15 protein-coding genes and 1 tRNA gene are annotated in these 17,529 nt (G+C 69.5%); 8 read left to right on the plus strand and 8 right to left on the minus strand.

What is annotated here, in order from left to right; genetic code table 11:
* Positions 1-45 precede the first annotated feature (45 nt).
* A complete protein-coding gene (locus HWV07_RS15920; RefSeq protein WP_178335256.1) occupies positions 46-873 on the plus strand; it encodes a KaiC domain-containing protein in 828 nt (275 codons plus the stop codon).
* Positions 874-1,098: 225 nt separating this feature from the next.
* On the opposite strand, the gene HWV07_RS15925 is transcribed toward HWV07_RS15920, so the two are convergent.
* Positions 1,099-1,521, minus strand: coding sequence for a universal stress protein (locus tag HWV07_RS15925; protein ID WP_178335257.1), 423 nt, complete (start codon positions 1,519-1,521; stop codon positions 1,099-1,101).
* A gap of 62 nt (positions 1,522-1,583) precedes the next feature.
* Positions 1,584-3,404 (minus strand): ATP-binding protein, encoded by a 1,821-nt coding sequence (locus tag HWV07_RS15930; RefSeq protein WP_178335258.1) that lies wholly within the window; start codon positions 3,402-3,404, stop codon positions 1,584-1,586.
* Positions 3,405-3,586: 182 nt separating this feature from the next.
* On the opposite strand from HWV07_RS15930, the gene HWV07_RS15935 reads away from it, so the two are divergent.
* Positions 3,587-4,477: an MBL fold metallo-hydrolase gene (locus tag HWV07_RS15935; RefSeq protein WP_178335259.1), complete on the plus strand. Its 891-nt coding sequence runs from the start codon at positions 3,587-3,589 to the stop codon at positions 4,475-4,477.
* A 45-nt stretch (positions 4,478-4,522) separates the two neighbouring features.
* Here the strand turns inward: HWV07_RS15935 and HWV07_RS15940 are convergent, their stop codons facing one another.
* On the minus strand, positions 4,523-5,044 hold the full coding sequence (locus HWV07_RS15940; protein ID WP_178335260.1) for a DUF5813 family protein: 522 nt from the start codon (positions 5,042-5,044) through the stop codon (positions 4,523-4,525).
* A gap of 135 nt (positions 5,045-5,179) precedes the next feature.
* Between HWV07_RS15940 and HWV07_RS15945 the strand changes: the two genes are divergently transcribed.
* Entirely contained in the window at positions 5,180-6,148 is a 969-nt protein-coding gene (locus HWV07_RS15945; protein ID WP_178335261.1) for an AAA family ATPase, read from the plus strand.
* A 170-nt stretch (positions 6,149-6,318) separates the two neighbouring features.
* On the opposite strand, the gene HWV07_RS15950 is transcribed toward HWV07_RS15945, so the two are convergent.
* From HWV07_RS15950 to HWV07_RS15970, 5 genes are all read right to left on the minus strand, one after another.
* A complete protein-coding gene (locus tag HWV07_RS15950) occupies positions 6,319-7,017 on the minus strand; it encodes a DUF7519 family protein (RefSeq protein ID WP_178335262.1) in 699 nt (232 codons plus the stop codon).
* Positions 7,014-8,435, minus strand: coding sequence for a DUF58 domain-containing protein (locus HWV07_RS15955; RefSeq protein ID WP_178335263.1), 1,422 nt, complete (start codon positions 8,433-8,435; stop codon positions 7,014-7,016). Before HWV07_RS15955 ends, HWV07_RS15950 begins: the two co-directional genes overlap by 4 nt.
* Position 8,436: 1 nt before the next feature.
* Positions 8,437-9,195 carry a DUF7269 family protein gene (locus HWV07_RS15960; protein WP_178335264.1) on the minus strand — a complete coding sequence of 253 codons (759 nt, stop codon included), beginning with the start codon at positions 9,193-9,195 and terminating at the stop codon, positions 8,437-8,439.
* A complete protein-coding gene (locus HWV07_RS15965) occupies positions 9,195-9,959 on the minus strand; it encodes a DUF4129 domain-containing protein (RefSeq protein ID WP_178335265.1) in 765 nt (254 codons plus the stop codon). Before HWV07_RS15965 ends, HWV07_RS15960 begins: the two co-directional genes overlap by 1 nt.
* A gap of 501 nt (positions 9,960-10,460) precedes the next feature.
* Positions 10,461-10,545: transfer RNA gene (locus HWV07_RS15970), tRNA-Leu, on the minus strand.
* Positions 10,546-10,746: 201 nt separating this feature from the next.
* On the opposite strand from HWV07_RS15970, the gene HWV07_RS15975 reads away from it, so the two are divergent.
* From HWV07_RS15975 to HWV07_RS15995, 5 genes are read left to right on the plus strand one after another with little or no spacing between them, the layout of a single operon-like run.
* Positions 10,747-12,732 (plus strand): ABC transporter substrate-binding protein, encoded by a 1,986-nt coding sequence (locus tag HWV07_RS15975; RefSeq protein ID WP_178335266.1) that lies wholly within the window; start codon positions 10,747-10,749, stop codon positions 12,730-12,732.
* 28 nt (positions 12,733-12,760) lie between these two features.
* Positions 12,761-13,717 (plus strand): ABC transporter permease, encoded by a 957-nt coding sequence (locus tag HWV07_RS15980; RefSeq protein WP_178335267.1) that lies wholly within the window; start codon positions 12,761-12,763, stop codon positions 13,715-13,717.
* Positions 13,718-13,726: 9 nt separating this feature from the next.
* Positions 13,727-14,761, plus strand: coding sequence for an ABC transporter permease (locus HWV07_RS15985; RefSeq protein WP_178335268.1), 1,035 nt, complete (start codon positions 13,727-13,729; stop codon positions 14,759-14,761).
* Positions 14,761-16,164, plus strand: a complete 1,404-nt coding sequence (locus HWV07_RS19840; RefSeq protein ID WP_178335269.1) for an ABC transporter ATP-binding protein — start codon at positions 14,761-14,763, stop codon at positions 16,162-16,164. Before HWV07_RS15985 ends, HWV07_RS19840 begins: the two co-directional genes overlap by 1 nt.
* Positions 16,157-17,509 carry an ABC transporter ATP-binding protein gene (locus tag HWV07_RS15995; RefSeq protein ID WP_246279785.1) on the plus strand — a complete coding sequence of 451 codons (1,353 nt, stop codon included), beginning with the start codon at positions 16,157-16,159 and terminating at the stop codon, positions 17,507-17,509. Before HWV07_RS19840 ends, HWV07_RS15995 begins: the two co-directional genes overlap by 8 nt.
* The last annotated feature ends 20 nt before the right edge of the window (positions 17,510-17,529 follow it).

Consider the following 17,529-nt stretch of genomic DNA (forward strand, 5'->3'; position numbering starts at 1 on the left):
GCCGCGTAAACACGGCTGTATGCGCGCTTCGAACGGGGGTCGGACATGAGCGGCGGGGACGACTGGTTCGAGAGCGGCGACGACGACCCGTTCGATGGCGACGAGGCGTTCGACGACGACTTCGAGAGCGCCTTCCAGGGCGGCGGCAGCGAGGGGTTCGAGGAGGAGTTCGACTCCGACATCCCCCGCATCGACCTCGGCATCGAGGGCCTCGACGAGATGATCCAGGGCGGCGTCCCCGAGCGGGCGCTGCTGGTCGTCATGGGCGCCGCCGGGACCGGGAAGACCACCTTCGGACTGCAGTTCCTCCACCGCGGCATCCAGGCCGACGAGAAGGCCGTCTACATCACCCTCGAGGAGAGCCAGGAGGCGGTCGTCCAGGCCGCCACCGAGAAGGGCTGGCCCTTCGACGAGTACATGGAGAACGACGAACTCGCCGTCGTCGACCTCGACCCCATCGAGATGGCCAACAGCCTCACCTCCATCCGCGGGGACCTCCCGCGGCTCGTCGACGCCTTCGACGCCGACCGGCTCGTCCTCGACTCCGTCTCGCTGCTCGAGATGATGTACGACGCCCAGGCCGAGCGCCGCACCGAGATCTTCGACTTCACGCGTGCGCTCAAGGAGGCTGGCGTCACCACGATGCTCACCAGCGAGGCCAGCGAGGGCAACCCCTACGCCTCCAGACACGGCATCATCGAGTACCTCACCGACGGCGTCTTCGTCCTCCAGTACGTCCGCTCGGAGTTCCGCGAGACGCGGCTGGCCGTCGAGATCCAGAAGATCCGGAACGCCAACCATTCCCGGGAGACCAAACCCTACGAGATCACCGGCGACGGCATCTCCGTCTACCAGCAGGCGAATATCTTCTAGAACACCCACTTTTCAGCACCCACTTTTTGCACCTCCCTCGCGGCGCTTCGCGCCGCTCGGTCGGGCAAAAACACGGGTGTAAATAGGCGCGACTCGCTCCAGCCGCCTCGCTACGCTCGGCGTTAGTCGTCGGGCGCTACCGGCGGCTCACTTCGTTCGCCGCCGGCGAACCGCGAGCGCGAAGCGCTCGCGGATGCTCTGGTGCTGTTTCTCCCCCGCTCTCCGCTACCGCACGACCGTCACCGGCACCGGCGACCGTCGGACGACCTTCTCCGAGACGCTGCCGAGGAGGATGCGGGAGATGCCGTCGCGGCCGTGGCTGCCGACCACGACGTGGTCTACGTCCTGTTCCTCGGCGAACTCCTCGATGGTCCGCGCCGGGCGGCCGACCTCTGTGTGAGTCTCGACGTCAACGCCGGCCTGGGCGGCCTGCTCGCGGACGTCGTCGAACATCTCCTCGGCGGCCTCGTTCTGGGACGCCAGCCACTCGTCGGCCGCCGCGGCCGCGCCGCTGCCGACGCCGTAGCCCGACTGCACCGGGTCGACGACGCGGAGACAGACCAGGGTCCCGTCGCCGAACATCTCGACCGCGTGGTCGAAGGCCGTCCAGGACTGCTTCGAACCGTCCATCGGCACGAGAACTCGCATGCGAGAGGCTGGGGCCGCGTCGCTGAAAAAGGTCGGTCACCGGCCCCGCCGACGGAGCCCCCTCAGTCCCGACCGTGACGGGTCAGGCACTTCGAGAGGCCGACCAGCTCGACCGGTTCGGAGTTGTCCGGCGAGTAGACCACCATCTGGCCCTTCTCCATGTACGGCACCTTCCCCTCGAGGTTCGACGGGATGTTGACCGCCTTGATGGCGTCCTCGTCGCCGAGGTTGAGCACGACCGTCGTGTTGATCTGCTTGAAGATGGGGTCGGCGATGTCCTGTGGGTCCTGCGTGATGAGGAACAGGCCGAGCCGCTCCTTGCGGCCCTGCTTGGCGGCCTCGGCGAACTTGCCGATGACCTTCCGCGCCTGGACGTTGTCGGCGTCGGTGAGGAAGTTGTGCGCCTCGTCCATCCCGAGCAGGAGCGGCGTTTCCTTGATGCGCTCGTAGGTCGGGTCGTTGGAGAGCTTCTCGTCGACCAGCAGCGACGCGACCGCGAGGACGACGGTCGTCGTCGCCCGGGAGTCGTTGACGTGGTAGGTCGGCACCGTGGTCATCCCGCCGGGGCGGACGAACTCCGAGACCAGGTCGGTGATGGGCCGGGCGTCCTGGTCGAAGACGTTCCCGAAGCCGAAGGCCCGACGCCGGACGGCGTCGAAGGTCGCCTCGTGGACGCGGCCGGACTCGTCGAGTTCCTCCTTCAGCGCCGGGTCGTCGAGGAACGACATGAACTGGTCGTAGGTGCCGCCGTCACCGTACTGGTCGAAGAACCGGTTCAGCAGGTAGATGAGCGCGCCGTACTGGTTGTCGTTGAGCTTCGAGCCCGCGATGAGCCACGGGTTCTCGTCGACCATCGAGAACGGGATGGTGAACTCCACCTGCTCGGCGCGGTGGTGGGAGGCGGCGTAGCTGGCGTCGCCGACCTTCGGGACGAACGCCTTCGTATCCTCGACGCCGCCGTGGGCGACGTCCTCACGCTCGAGCCGGCGCCGGAAGTCGCCGTCCATCCCCGGGTTGTCGTCGTGCATCTGGGCGTACTCGTCCTGGGGGTCGAACTGGACGACCGCCGGCGCGACCTCGCGGCCGTCGTCGACGGGGTAGCGACGGTCGTCGGCGAGGTACTGCCGGAGGACGTTCTTCGCGCAGTGGGTCTTCCCGGAGCCCGTTCCGCCGGCCACCAGCGAGTGCCGGAAGACGAGCGGGTCGCCGGACTCGTAGTCGTCCTTCAGCCGGTAGTCGATGGTCGGCGGCTCGGCGGCGGTCCGGACCTTCTCGCCGCCGACCGAGAGGTGCCCGAGGAAGACGCCGTCGCCGGGGATCTTCAGGCCGGTCTTGATCTCCTCGCTGTCCTCGGCCTGCCGGACGACCGTCTCGGGTTTCGGCACCCGGTCGGTCATCCGCCGCTTCAGTTCGCCGCCCTCCTCGTAGAGCACGGCGACGGGCTCCAATGTCGCCATGAACTTGTAGTCCTGTTCGTCGACGGAGTCCCGACGCATCGCGCGCCGGGAGTGGATCTCCGTGGCGTCGTCGGAGCGGAACTCCTGGGCGTACTCCAGGGCGACGATGCGGCAGAACAGGCGCTCGCCGTCGGGGTAGGAGGCGATCAGGTAGCTGCCGATGCGGACCGACGCGCGGTTCTGGACCGTGACGTACGCGCGCAGGCAGGTGTCCTCCTCGCGCTCGCTGATGACGAGCCCCTCGGAGGCCGACAGCGTCCCGATGCCGCGGTCGCTCCCCACCGGCGTGACCGAGACGGCCTCGAAGTCGTCGTCCGCGTCGGCACCCGCGTCGACCTCGACGCCCCCGTCGCCGTCGAGGTCCCCCGTCTCCGACGACGAGTCGTCGTCGGGGTCGTAGTTCGAGAAATCACCCAGGTCGGACATGTCCCAACCTGTGTTCGCCATCCGATAAAAGGCTGCCCGTGGAGGACCGGAAGTGAAACCGCCGGAAGGCACCCGAGGAAGGCACCGCCGACGCGCTTCCAGGACCCGGTATCGGTCGCCCCCGTCGGCCCGGGGCTTCGAGCCTCCGGAACCGCTTTGCCCCGCTCGCCTGAACAGCGAGTATGTCCACCTTCGAGGTCACCGACGGCGTCCACGGTATCGACGTCGAACTGTTCGACGAGGGCTTCCTCTCCGGCTACCTCTTCGACGACGACGAGCCGACGCTCGTCGACCCCGGCGCGGCCACCAGCGCCGAGACGGTCCTGGAAGCCGTCGAGTCCCTCGGCGTCGACCCGGCGGCCCTCGAGAACGTCGTGCTCTCGCACGTCCACCTCGACCACGCCGGCGCCGCGGGCGACCTCGTCGAGGCGGTCCCCGACCTCGACGTCTACGTCCACGAGGCGACGGCCCAGCACCTGGTCGACCCGGCCGCCCTCGTCGAGAGCACCCGGGCCGCGATGGGCGAGCACTTCGCGGCGATGGGCGAGCCGACGCCGGTCCCGGACGAGAACATCGTCCCGGTTCCGGAATCAGGCGAGACCGTCGACATCGGCGCGAACACCCTCGAACTGATCCACGCGCCGGGACACTCCCCGGACCACTTCGCCGTGTGGAACCCCGAGCGCGACCTGCTGTTCGCCGCCGAGAGTATCGGCGGCTACCTCCCGCGGGCCGACCGGTGGGCCCCGCCGGCGACGCTTCCGAACTTCGACGTCGGGACGCTCAGCGACTCCATCGAGCAGCTCCGGAAACTCGACCCCGAACACGTCGTCTTCCCGCACTTCGGCGCCTACCCCGACCCGGCGTCGGCTTTCGGGATGGCGTCGCGGGAGCTCCACCGCTTCGACGAGCGGATCGTCGCCCTCTACGAGGAGACCGGATCGGTCGAGGCGACCCGCAGCCGGGTCGCCGACGAGCTGCTCGACCTCTCGCCGCCCTACGACGAGGTCGTCGAGACGTTCTACGCTCGCCTCGTCACCGACGGCTACCTGAAGTACCACGACCTGCTCTGAGGGGACGGGGGAGCGAGGGCTGCCGGGTTTAGAACGCAGCTATCCTCAGAGCGGCATGGGTCCGCGGCCGCTCTCGTCGCCGCTGGACTGCCGGGCCCGCGAGAGGAGGTCCGAGACCGGCTGGGTGTACTCGTAGCCCGGGACGACGCCCTCGACGTAGGTGCCCTCGACGAACTCGGCCATCGCCTTCGCGATGTCGGGCGCCCGGTCGGCGTTCCCCCACTCGAACTCGAAGACGGCGACGGCGTCGCCGGCCTCCTCGAACACCCGCTGGTCGGCGAGGTCGACGTCCTCGCGGACGGCCATCGGGGCGTCCTCCAGGCGGAGTTCGTACGTCTCGAACCAGCCCTCCTCGACGGCGTCGCCGACGTCGTCCTCGGTCGCCGACGACAGCATGGGCGCCCGGACCTCCAGGGTGTACGTGAGCGCCCAGTCGTCGGTCTCCTCGGCGGTCACCCGGCCGTCGAAGCGCGTCGTCGTCACCGCGAACCACGCCGGGTCGGACCGCTCGTAGGCGTCGTGGGTCTCGAACGCGCGGACTGCCCGGTCGGGTAGCTCCTCGGTCATGGACCGGAGGTACGGCGTAGGCGTTCAAAAGGGCGTCGTGAAGTCGCCGTCGCGACCGCGGAGAGCGGGCTGGAACACGGCGCCGTCCCGGGGAAAGCGGGGGATAACAAAGCCGGTGAGGCGTCCGGTCCCGCTATGGAACCGGATGCAGTACGCGACCGGTCGGAGACGATACTGAACGAGGTCGAGCGGGCGGTCATCGTCGACCGCTCCGTGTTGCGCTCCATCATGGTCGGCCTGATGGCCGACGGCCACGTCCTCCTGGAGGACGTCCCCGGGACGGGGAAGACGCTCACCGCGCGCTCGATGGCCGACGCGCTCGGCCTCACCTTCTCGCGCATCCAGTTCACGCCCGACCTGCTGCCGTCGGACGTCACCGGCTCGAACGTGCTCAACGAGAAGACCCGAGAGTTCGAGTTCCAGCACGGCCCCATCTTCGCGAACGTGGTGCTGGCCGACGAGATCAACCGGTCGCCGCCGAAGACCCAGGCCGCCCTGCTCGAGGCCATGGAGGAGGGCCAGGTCACCGTCGACGGCGAGACCCACGCGCTCCCGGACCCGTTCATCGTGCTGGCGACGCAGAACCCCGTCGAGATGGACGGCACCTTCGAACTCCCGGTCGCCCAGAAGGACCGGTTCATGCTCAAGACGAGTCTCGGCTACCCGGACTACGAGGGCGAACTCGAGCTGATCGACCGGCGGGCCGACCGGGACACCCAGTCGCCGACGGTCCGGCGCGTCTCGGACCCGGAGATCATCGACCGGCTCCGACAGGCCCCCGAGACGGTCCGCGTCGAGCCCGCCGTCCGGGAGTACCTCGTCACCGTCGCCCGCGAGACCCGCGCCGACGAGCGCGTCAGCGCCGGCGTTTCCCCGCGCGGCGTCCAGCGGTTCTTCGAGGCGGTCCGGGCGAACGCCATCCTCGAGGGCCGCTCGTACGCGACGCCGGACGACGTCAAGGTCGTCGCCCAGCAGGCGCTCTCCCACCGGCTCGTGCTGACGCCGGACGCCCGCGTCGAGCAGGTCGACGCCGCCGACGTCGTCCGGACCATCCTGTCGCGCGTCGAGGTCCCGCAACTCAACGCGCGGTCGAACGGTCGGTAGCGAGGAGGACCGGTAGCGGCGAAGAACGGCCGCAGCGAACGGACGAACCGACCGTCTGGGCACTCGACGCGACGTCACTGTTTTCGACGCTCTCCACCCCCGGACCGACAGGTACCGGTCACTCGTCCAGTTCGACGGACGGTCTCCGAGCACCGAGAAGGGAGACGCGGTCAGCTGTAGTGGGCGACCGCCAGCACGACACCGGCGACGAGCAGGGCCGCCAGTGCGGCGAACGGGAGGCCGTCGACCTCGAGGCTCTGGACGGCGTAGACCAGCAGGATTGCGCCGCCGGCGACGAGCCCAGTCGCCGCGCCGTGGCCGAGCTCTGCCCGGAGCGTCCGGGCGTCCTCGCCGACCTGGTTGCCGAGCGACACCGCGTTCTCGGTGAGGTCCCAGGCGACGATGGTCGCGGCACCGGCGACGAGCAGCGGCCACAGTTCGACCGTCTGGACGACGCCGCTGGTCACGACGGCGACGAAGATGAGCCCCGTCCCGGTCGCGATCAGCCGCCGCTCCCAGCCGCGGCGAACGGGCGCGACGCCCGCCGCCATCGCCCAGATGCCCAGCAGCCCCGGGACCAGCTCGAACCGGTGGACGGTCAGCATCGGCCGGGTGAACGCGAGGACGAGTGAGACGAGCAGGAGGACGGTCCCGCCCGCGACGGCGAGTTCGCCGACCGCCGACTCGCCCCGTCGCGACGACTCGACGCCGGCGGCGAAGGCGACCGCGCCGACGACGCCGACCGCGAGGACCCGCCGCTGGGTGCTGACGTCGGCGACGAGCGTGACCGCCAGGACGCCGAGCGCGACGCCGAGCGCGCTCGACCGCACCGCCGGTCGGGTGACGAAGGCGGAGTCCGTCGCCGTCACGCGCGGTTCACCCCCGCCGCCGCGACGGCCGTCCCGAGCCGCTCGTCGGGGTTCCAGTCGACCACGGGGACGCCCGAGTTCCGGAGCGCGTGGATGCGGTTCTCCCGCTCGACCGTCGCGAGCCGCCCGCCGACGCTCTCGTCGTTCGTGATGTCCGGCGTGATGACCGTGACGGCGGCCCCCGAGCTCTCCAGCAACTGGGCGATCCGCGAGGACTCGTCGTCGCTCAGCGGCGTCAGGAGGACGACCTGCGTGGTCGCGCCGAGTTCAGGCCGGATCGTCGCCAGCTGGCTCTCCAGGGACGACCCGACGTCGACGTCGTCGCCGCCGAATCCGGGGAGGGCATCGAGCAGCGACGAGCCGTCGTCCCCGGAGCGGTCCTCGGCGGCCGGTCGGTCGACCACCGCCGGCGGGACGACGTCGAACGCGGAGTCGGCGGCGAGGTACCGGTAGTACCGGTCCTCGTGGTCGTTGCCCGCGCCCGGCGGGAGCCAGCAGAGGTCCCGGCCGAAGGCGGCGAGGCCGACCTGGTGGTTCGCCGCGAACAGGGCCTCGCCGATGCGGCCAGCCGAGCCGATGGCGTAGGCGACCGCGTGGGGGTCGTCCGGCGAGGCCGCACGGTAGGCCTCGGCCCTGGCGTCGACGCAGACGACGACCTCGGCGAGACGCTCCTCCCGGAAGTCGATGGAGGAGAGTTCACCCGTGCGAGCGTACTGCCGCCAGTCGATCCGGTTGACCGGGTCGCCCGGCTCGTAGTCGCGGGTCCGGTGGAACTCGATACCGCTGCCCCCCTGGTCGGTGATCAGCCGGCCGGAACGCCGTCGGCTCTGCGCCCGGAGCGGCACGTCCGGGACGTGGCCGACGCCCTCGATGGTGGTCTCCTCGGAGATGGTCGTCTCCATCTCCGACGCGCCGCTCGGGTCGCGGGCGACCACGGTCATCGGGCGGAAGCGGTGGGTCGTCCGGTCGACCTCGATGCTGTACTCGACGGTGGCCGCCTCGCCGGCCCGCAGCGCCGTCGCCAGCCGCGGCGACCCGTCCTCGACGGTCGCCATCGGCGGGACGCCGTCGACCAGCCGGAGGTCGAAGATCGGATCGTCCCCCTCGTTGCGGACGGTCGTCGTCACCTCGACGACGTCGCCCGCGTCGGGGTGCTCCGGCGTGATCTGCCGCGAGATGGAGAGGTCCGCGTCCGGCGGGCCGGTCAGTCGGGGATACGCAGCGAAGGCGACGCCGACGGCGCCCACCAGCAGCACCGAGGGCCGCTTCGCGAGGACGCCGACGGCGACCGCCAGGAGGACGACCGCCACGACACCCTGCCAGCGTCGCGTCCGTCTGACCGTCCTGCCCTCGTCGTCCGCGTCCGTCGAGGTGTCGGTGCCGCCGGAACGGCCGTCCGTGGCGGTCGTGGCCGGCATATCACCGACCCCCCGTTCCGGTATAGCTCCGACGTGGTTCGCCCTGCCGCTGACGCTCCGGACTCGTCTGCCGCCGTCGGGCGTCCGCGTCGCCGCCGGCACCGCGCCGTTCGCGGGCGCGGTCCTCCGTCTCGTCGAGGCGCTCGCCGTCACCGCTCCGGCTCGCGCCGCCCTGGTTCGCCTCGTCCGCTGCGTCCAGCCGTTCGATCGCCTCGGCGGTCCGGCGGACTCGCTCCCGGTCGGAGACCGCGGTGCGGAACAGCCCGTCGTCGGTGGCGTCGAGGAAGTCCGACGCGACCTCGTCGTCGGTCCAGGTGCCCTCGGCGACGCGTCCCTCGGCCGTCGACCGCGAGCAGTGCTCCGTCCGCATCACCGTCCGGACGGCGGCCTCGGTCAGCCGGTCCAGCCGCGAGTCCGGGGTCGACCCGCCGGACCCGTCGACCGACCGGTCGACCGCCTGGCCGGGGTGCGGCGCCGACTCGACGGACTCGACGGCGGGCAACTGCGCCTCGTCGACGCCGCTGACGGCGATCACCAGCAGGACGAGCACGGCGACGGCCACCGCCGCGAGCCCGACGGCCGCGAGGACGAAGTAGTCGCTCCCGAGGGCCGCGATCACCGCCTCCACCGGCAGGGCGCCGGCCACGCTCGGGACGAACACGGCCAGCGTCCCGACGGCGAACACCGCGAGGCCGGTGAGCAGCAGGACGCCGCGGACGAGCCGCAGCAGGGCCGCCCGGACGCCGCCCGACCCGGCCATCAGTCAGCACCCCCGTCGGCGCCGCGGCCGTCGGTCCGCACGGTGCCGCGGCCGCCGTCGAGTTGCCGAAGGGCGTCCTCGACGCGGTCAGCCTCCTCGGACGGCGGAACGCCGCCGTACTCGACGCGCTCGAAGGCCGTCGTGATGGTCTCGACGGGCGCCGCCTCGAGGCCCATCTGTCGCGCCTCGGCGGCGCACTCCGAGGGCGTCATGACCTCGGGCCGCTCCGGGTCGATCGCCTCCATCAGGGTTAGCCACGCCCGCTCGACCGCGTTCGAGGGGCTCCCGTCGGGCCAGGCGCTCCGCTCGTACTGGAGGTCGGCGGGGTCGTCGGTCGGCTGGAGCAGGCCCCAGAAGGCGTCGGCGATCCGGTCGCGGTACCGGTACCCCAGCGCGCCGAGCGCGAGGAGGACGCCCACCGCCAGCAGGAACCGGAGGATGCCCAGCAGGAAGTCGAGCAGCCGGTCGAGGAGGCTGGGCGCGGACGCGGACATCCCCGTCGCCCCCTCCCGCCCCGCGGACGACTGCTCCTGGGACTGGCTCGAGGCGTCCTCGCCGTCGCTCCCGTCGGCGGCGTCCCCGGAGCCCTCCATCTGCTGTTCGATCGCCGCGGCGTCGTCCTGTCCGATCGGCAGTATCTCGTAGGTGTCTATCTCCTCGTCCGGGTCCGTCGACAGCGAGGAGTCCAGCGTGGTCGCGGAGACGCCGATGGCAGTGATACAGAGTACCGCTACGACCAGCGGGAAGAGTTTCGAGAGGTTCATGTGTAGGTTCGCGTGACCGACGGCGTTCGTCGCGCCCGCGGGCGGCGTGGCGTCGAAGGTGACATGGAAGCGCGATTCGAAGCGATATCGAAGAGGGCGCTCCCGCGGCAGCGCGTCGTCCAGGTCGCGGTCACAGGTTCGTCCCGGACCTCTCCGACGACAGCTATTGTAATACGGACCGTAACGCCCTGTTGCGGTCTCGCCCGTCGACAGAGCGACTACAGAGCCTATCGACGCTGCGGTCGCTCGACCCTCGATGTCCGGTCCAGCGGGCGAGTTATCAGTTCGTTAAGATGGAATTATCCGAGTGTCGAGCGCTCACGAGAACGTGAAATCGAGTGGTCGACCGGGGGATTGGCCCACAAGCGACGCCCGGTGCTGGTGCTATTTCGGTCCTCCCTCGCCGGACACGACCGGCAGGTCTGATTTCCACCTCGGCATACCTCGGACTCTCCGTCTTCGATGTTACGGACGGCTCACTGGTCCTGTTCGACCGGATAGTGCGAGGGGAGGGATTCGAACCCACGGACCCCTACGGGAGCGGATCTTAAGTCCGCCGCCATTGTCCAGACTCGGCCACCCTCGCGTACGGTACCACTGCGTCAGTTCGCCGCAAATGGGTTTCGGTTGGCACGTCCCGGATCGGCGCCGGTCGGTTCGATGAACGACCAGAACTAGGGGTAGAAGACCGGTATCTGTCGGTAAACCGGGACTGGAAGAACGAACGTGTCGGGTCGATGACTCCCAAAATGTTATGGTGATGCGGTTACAGCGTATCGACAGTCCTATGTCGGATTCACAAGAAAGCGGTAAGCCGACCCGCCGAAAGCTCCTCCAGGGGATGGGGGCTGCGAGCGTCCTCCCTGCTGTCTCCATCTCGGGGTGTTCGTTCCTCGAGGACGGAAACGGTGACGACGGAGAGGTGTCCTTCCCCCTCGAGGTCCAGCTGGAGACCAACAGCGACAACCCCGAGCGAGTGGAGATGGTCGAGGTCATCGCCGAGACGATGAACCAGTCGGGCTACTTCGACGCGTCCGTCGAGACCTACGAGTTCAACGACTTCGTCCAGCGCGTCCTGAACCCCGACTACGGCACCCGCGGCCACATCGGCTGCATCGGCCTCTCGGGGACCTTCAACCCGGAGAGCTTCTGTAACGCCCTGAACCACTCCGACAACGTCGGGCAGTGCTGTAACCTCTCGGGCGTCAACGACGAGGAACTCGACCAGATGATGGACAACGCCCGGTACGGCGTCGACGTCACCGAGGACCCCGAACTCCGCCGGGAACGGTACGACGAGGTCTGGCAGTACCTCGCCGAGGAGGCCTACAGCTCGATGGTCTTCTTCGACGTCAACGCCGCGATGACGAACAACAACGTCCACGGCTACGACGTCTTCCCGTTCAACGAGTTCATCATCAGCTACGCGCTGCACGCCCCGCAGGACGAGCAGGTCATGTGGATGGACGAGGGCTCCGACCCCCGGAACACGGACCTCTCGGACCTCCAGGAGGGCGGGACCCTCCGCGCGGCCATCGCCGAGAACCCCGGCTCGTTCGACCCCGCCTACAGCAGCAGTACGACCTCCTCGCTCGTCCAGTACAACGTCTTCGAGAGCCTGACCACGACGGACATCGAGGGCAACGTGATGCCGTGGCTCGCCCGGAGCTACGAGGTCACCGACGTCCAGGACGTCCAGCCGGCGGACTACGCCGACTACATGGAGTCGGTGGCCACGAACGACGAGGGGGCCATCCAGACCGACGAGCAGATCCTGGTCACCCACCCCGACGACGACCCGGCCTCCGACGACGAGGTCCGCGTGCTGCTCCCCGACGGCGCCGCCGACGCCGCGGCGGACGACGTCTTCGGCATGCGGATCCGGTACGAACTCCACGAGGGCGTGGAGTTCCACAACGGCGAGGAACTCAGCGCCGAGCACGTCGTCCGGTCGATGGAGTACCACCACAACTCCGACATCTCCGCGCAGACCTTCGACTCGGTGCTGCACACCGAGGCCGTCGACGAGTACACCGTCGACATCTACGGCCAGATCGCCGACGCGGAAGGCGAACGCGAACTGCCCGGAATCCTCGTCCTGTCCATGGAGAACATGGACGCCGCCGACCCCCAGCCCGGCGCCAGCGGCACCATCATCGACCCGCGCAGCGACATCACGCCGTACGGGACCGGCCCCTACACCCTCACGGACTTCCAGGACGAGCAGTACGTCGAGTACGAGAAGTTCGACAACTACTGGCTCGACCAGCAGGGCGTCGACACCCTCGAGTGGTTCGACGGACCCGAGGAGTTCCCGGACGGCCCGGTCATCGACGCGATCTCCTACGAGATCGTCCCGGACAACGCGACCCGGTCGGCGTCGCTGCAGAACGACGAGGTCGACATGACCTACGACCTCTCGAAGGACACGTTCAGCGACTACGAGGAGTCCGACGACTACCTGCTGTACACGATCGAGGCGGGCGGCTACACCTACCTCCAGGCGCCGCTGCAGGTCGAACCGTTCGACGACAAGCGCATGCGCCAGGCGTTCAACCACCTGATCAACCGCGAGTACGTGGTCCAGAACATCCACGACGGCTACGGCCGCGAGGCCTGGACGCCGCTCCCGGAGATCGCCTACGAGTCGGGGACCACCGACCCCGAGGCCCTCGAGGAGGAGATCCGCCCGTACAACGAGCACGACACCGAGCGGGCGGTCGAACTCATCGAAGAAGTTATCGACGACCGCGGCTACGCCTCAGACGTCTAGAAGGGGTACGGTCCCCCCATCTCTCAGGATGAGCCTCCAACGATTCATACTCAAGCGACTACTCTCGGTCATCCCGATACTCTTCGGTGTCTCGCTCATCACGTTCGCGCTGGTCCACCTCACGCCGGGCGACCCGATCTCGCAGATGGTGGCGATGAACCCCCACGTCGGCGCCGCCGAGGAGGCGGCGTTGCGCGAGCGGTACGGCCTCGACAGGCCGGTTTGGGAGCAGTACGGCACCTGGATGATGAACGTCCTGACCGGCGACTTCGGCCAGGTGTACCGCAGCGGCGAGGCCGTCAGCGCGGTCGTCCTCCGGCGGCTGCCGGAGACGCTCGCGCTCGCGCTCTTCGGGTGGCTGTTCGCCATCGGCATCGCCGTCCCGACCGGCATCTACGCGGCCGCGAACAAGGACCAGTTCGGCGACACGGTCAGCCGGTTCCTCGCGCTGTCGGGCATCTCCATCCCGAACTTCTGGCTCGGGCTGATGCTCATCCTCGTGTTCGCGCTGTGGCTCGGCCTCTGGCCGGTGCTGCCGCCCTCCCGGGAGCCGCTGTACAGCACCGAGATGCTCTGGTACCTCCTGCTGCCCGGCGTCACCATCGGGACGGCGGCCGCGGCGAGCATCATGCGCGTGATGCGCACCTCGATGGCCGAGGAGCTGAACAAGGAGTACGTCACGGCGGCCCGCGCGAAGGGGCTCCCGGAGCGACAGGTCGTGCTCAAGCACGTCCTCCGGAACTCGCTGATCTCGGTCGTCACGCTCGCGGCGACCATCACGGCCGGGCTCGTCGCCGGGTCGGTGGTCGTCGAGGTCGTCTTCAACTGGCCGGGGCTCGGCCGCGAGTTCATCTTCGCGATCAACCGCCGGGAGATCAACCTCATCATGGCCATCACCCTGTTCACGGGGCTGGTCATCATCCTCGCGAATCTCGTCGCGGATATCCTCTATGCGGTGCTCGACCCGCGGATTCGGTACGACTAGATACAACTCATGTCCAAGCAACGAGGCAGAATTCGGATATCTGGTTTCGACTCCGAACGCGTCCGGCGACGAGAGGCGTCCTCGACGGCCGCCGACGCGGACGAACGGGAGACGGAGAGCCGGTGGCGTCGCGGCTACCGGCGCTTCCGGCGGAACCGGTCGGCGATGCTCGGCGTCTACGTCGTCCTCGGACTCGTCCTGCTGACGGTGTTCGCCCGGCCGATCGAGATATTCGAGGTGACCGTTCAGCCCTTCTCGATCGCCCCGTACGACCCAAATATCCGCCACGACCTGTTCGGGACCGGCGCCGCGAGCTACGAACCGCCCTCCACGCAGCACTACTTCGGGACCGACGGCAGCTCCCGGGACATCTTCTCTCGGGTGCTGTACGGCGGCCGCTACAGCATCTCGATCGGGTTCATCGTCGTCGCACTGACCGCCAGCTTCGGCCTCGTCTACGGCGGCGTCTCCGGCTACTACGGCGGCTGGGTCGACGAGGTGATGATGCGCATCGTCGACACCATCTTCGCGTTCCCGGGGCTCATCCTGGCGCTGGTCATCGTCGCCGTCCTCGGCGGGGGCTACTGGCAACTGGTCCTGGCGTTCAGCATCTTCGGGTGGGCCTCCTACGGCCGGCTGGTCCGGGGGGAGGTATTGACGATCAAGGAGAACGAGTACGTCCTGGCGGCGAAGGCGCTCGGCGCCAGCGACCGCGTCGTCATCACCCGGCACGTCCTGCCGAACGCGATGCCGCCGCTGCTGGTCGTCGCGTCGCTCAACATCGGCACCGTCGTCATCGGCGTCGCCGCGCTCGGCTTCCTCGGGCTCGGGCTCGGCCCGACCTCCGCCGAGTGGGGGACGATGCTCGACGCGACCCGCGAGACGCTCATCCAGGGCCCCGGCGGCCAGATCCCCTGGTGGGCGACCGTCTTCCCGGGGCTCGCCATCTTCGTCTTCGTGATGTCGATGAACATGATCGGCGACGGCGTCAACGACGCGCTCGACGCCCAGGAGACGGGCGTCGCGCGCGGGGGTGACGAGTAGTGCCGCTGCTCGAGGTGAACGACCTCGGCGTCGAGTTCTACACGGAGGACGGCATCGTGCGGGCGGTCGACGACCTCTCGTACCGCATCGAGTCCGGCGAGAAGTTCGGCGTGGTCGGCGAGAGCGGCGCCGGCAAGAGCGTCACGGCGCTGTCGCTGATGCGGCTCATCGAGGAACCGGGCCGCATCACGGGCGGTTCCATCCGCTTCGGCGGGAGCGACGCCGTCGAGTCCTTCGAGGCGGAGTTCCCCGACCACGTCGTCGACCTGGAGGCGCTCCGCGCCGACCACGGCCTCTCGGAGGTCGCTCGACGGCTCGACGAGCGGGGCGTCGCCGCGTCGGCGCTGACCGGCGATTCGAGCCACGACGGGGACCGCCTCGTCGATCTCGCCGAGTCCGACGCCTTCGACATGGCCGACGTCGTCGGCAAGGGCTACGCGGCCGACCTCGGGCTGGTCGGCGACGACGACTTCATCGTCCACGACGGCGCCGACCGCTACGTCGAGGTGCTCCGGGCCCCCGAGCGGGCCGTCCGGCAGCTCCGCGGCAACCACGTCGCGATGATCTTCCAGGACGCCCAGACGGCGCTGAACCCCGTCTACACGGTCGGCGAGCAGATCGCCGAGACCGTCCGCCACCACCTCGACTACGACGACGAGGCGGCCCGCGAGCGGGCGATCCGGCTCCTCGACGAGGTCGGCATCCCCGAGCCGGAGTACCGGTACTCCGACTACCCCCACGAGTTCTCCGGCGGGATGCAGCAGCGCGCAGTCATCGCGATGGCGCTGTCCTGCGACCCGGACCTCCTCATCGCCGACGAGCCGACGACGGCCCTGGACGTGACCATCGAGGCGAAGATCCTCAAGCAGATCGAGGAGCTCGCCGACGAGTTCGACACGGCCGTCCAGCTCATCACCCACGACCTCGGCGTCATCGCCGAGCTCTGCGACCAGGTGATGGTGATGTACGCCGGCGAGACCGTAGAGAAGGCGCCCGTCGAGGACCTCTACTACGACCCGAAGCACCCCTACACGGTCGGGCTGATGAGCTCGATCCCCCGCGTCGGCGACGACCGCGAGCGGCTCCAGACCATCCCGGGGACGATGCCCGACCTCATCGACGTGCCGACCGGCTGCAGCTTCCACCCCCGGTGTCCGTACGCCGAGGAGGTCTGCCGGCGGAAGCACCCGCCGCTGGTCGACCCCGACACCGCCGCCCGGTCCGACGCCGGGACCGAGCGGGCAGCGAGGTGCCTGGAGTACACCGGCGACCTCGAGGAGGGCCTCGACTACGAGGTAGTCGTCCGCGAGGAGGACAGCGAGGTCCACGAGCGGACCGGCACGGACGTCGATGGCCGTCCCGACGGGACCGACGACGGCAACGGGGGTGCCCGCAGTGAGTGACCGAACCGAGGAGCCGATCGTCCGGGTCGAGGGGCTGACGAAGCACTACGACGCCACCGGCGGCTTCGTCGACCGGCTCCTCGGCCACGAGGAGATCGTCCGGGCCGTCGACGACGTCGACCTCGAGCTCCGCGAGGGCGAGACCCTCGGCGTGGTCGGCGAGTCCGGCTGCGGGAAGACGTCGCTGGGACGGGCGATGCTCCAGTTGATCGAGCCCACGTCGGGCTCGGTCTACTACCGCGACGAGGACCTCACGGAGATGTCGAAGGGGCGGCTCAGGGAGGTCCGGAAGGACCTGCAGTACATCTTCCAGGACCCCTTCTCGAGTCTGAACCCCCGGATGACCGTCGGCGACATCATCGGCGAGCCGCTGGACATCCACGACCTGGCGTCGGGCCAGGACCGTACGAACCGTATCCACGACCTCCTGGAGACCGTGGGGCTGAACGCGAGCCACGCCCACCGCTACCCCCACGAGTTCTCCGGCGGGCAGCGCCAGCGCATCGGCATCGCGCGGGCGCTGGCCGTCGACCCCGAGGTCATCATCTGCGACGAGCCGGTGTCGGCCCTCGACGTCTCCGTGCAGGCGCAGATCCTCAACCTGCTGGAGGACCTCCAGGCGGAGTTCGGGCTCTCGTACGTCTTCATCGCCCACGACCTCTCGGTCGTCGAGCACATCTCCGACCGCATCGCCGTGATGTACCTCGGCGAGATCGCCGAGATCGGCGAGACGCCGGAGGTCTTCGAGCCGCCGTACCACCCCTACACGGAAGCGCTGCTGTCGGCCATCCCGGAGCCCGACCCCCTCTGGGAGGGCGACCAGATCCTGCTGTCGGGGAACGTCCCCTCGCCCATCGACCCGCCGTCGGGCTGCCGGTTCCACACGCGCTGCCCGCAGGTCATCCAGCCCGAGGACGTCGACGTCCCCCAGGGCGAGTGGCGCGCGCTGATGGACCTCAAGATACGGCTGGCCGACGCCGACGGCCTCGAGACGGTGACCGCTCGCGCCGCGGACGCCGACGGAACCGACCCCGCCGAGGCCCCGGAGACCGCCCTCGAGGCGCGCGTCCGCGAGGAGTTCGACCTGCCGGAGCGGCTCTCCGATCCGTCGCTCCGGGAGGCCTTCGCCGACGCCGTGGCACGCCTCGAGGACGGCGACGTCGACGCCGCCCACGAGGCGCTGCGCGCGGCCGTCCGCTCGCCCTGCGAGCACGAGGACCCCGCGCTGGTGGACGTCACCGACACCCACCGGGTCGCCTGCCTCCGCTTCGAGGAGGGGTACCCGGACCCCGGCGAGGTGCCGGACCGGGCGACCGACCCCACGACGGGGACCGGCGACGACTGACCGGTCCGGGCCGCCCGCAG

Source organism: Natronomonas salina, assembly GCF_013391105.1.
GTDB lineage: Archaea > Halobacteriota > Halobacteria > Halobacteriales > Haloarculaceae > Natronomonas > Natronomonas salina.

Bases quoted from the DNA above. Each gene is read 5' to 3' on its own strand.
- HWV07_RS15920 (WP_178335256.1), top strand. From the start codon at position 46: ATGAGCGGCGGGGACGACTGGTTCGAGAGCGGCGACGACGACCCGTTC.
- HWV07_RS15925 (WP_178335257.1), bottom strand. From the start codon at position 1,521: ATGCGAGTTCTCGTGCCGATGGACGGTTCGAAGCAGTCCTGGACGGCC.
- HWV07_RS15930 (WP_178335258.1), bottom strand. From the start codon at position 3,404: ATGTCCGACCTGGGTGATTTCTCGAACTACGACCCCGACGACGACTCG.
- HWV07_RS15935 (WP_178335259.1), top strand. From the start codon at position 3,587: ATGTCCACCTTCGAGGTCACCGACGGCGTCCACGGTATCGACGTCGAA.
- HWV07_RS15940 (WP_178335260.1), bottom strand. From the start codon at position 5,044: ATGACCGAGGAGCTACCCGACCGGGCAGTCCGCGCGTTCGAGACCCAC.
- HWV07_RS15945 (WP_178335261.1), top strand. From the start codon at position 5,180: ATGGAACCGGATGCAGTACGCGACCGGTCGGAGACGATACTGAACGAG.
- HWV07_RS15955 (WP_178335263.1), bottom strand. From the start codon at position 8,435: ATGCCGGCCACGACCGCCACGGACGGCCGTTCCGGCGGCACCGACACC.
- HWV07_RS15960 (WP_178335264.1), bottom strand. From the start codon at position 9,195: ATGGCCGGGTCGGGCGGCGTCCGGGCGGCCCTGCTGCGGCTCGTCCGC.
- HWV07_RS15965 (WP_178335265.1), bottom strand. From the start codon at position 9,959: ATGAACCTCTCGAAACTCTTCCCGCTGGTCGTAGCGGTACTCTGTATC.
- HWV07_RS15975 (WP_178335266.1), top strand. From the start codon at position 10,747: ATGTCGGATTCACAAGAAAGCGGTAAGCCGACCCGCCGAAAGCTCCTC.
- HWV07_RS15980 (WP_178335267.1), top strand. From the start codon at position 12,761: ATGAGCCTCCAACGATTCATACTCAAGCGACTACTCTCGGTCATCCCG.
- HWV07_RS15985 (WP_178335268.1), top strand. From the start codon at position 13,727: ATGTCCAAGCAACGAGGCAGAATTCGGATATCTGGTTTCGACTCCGAA.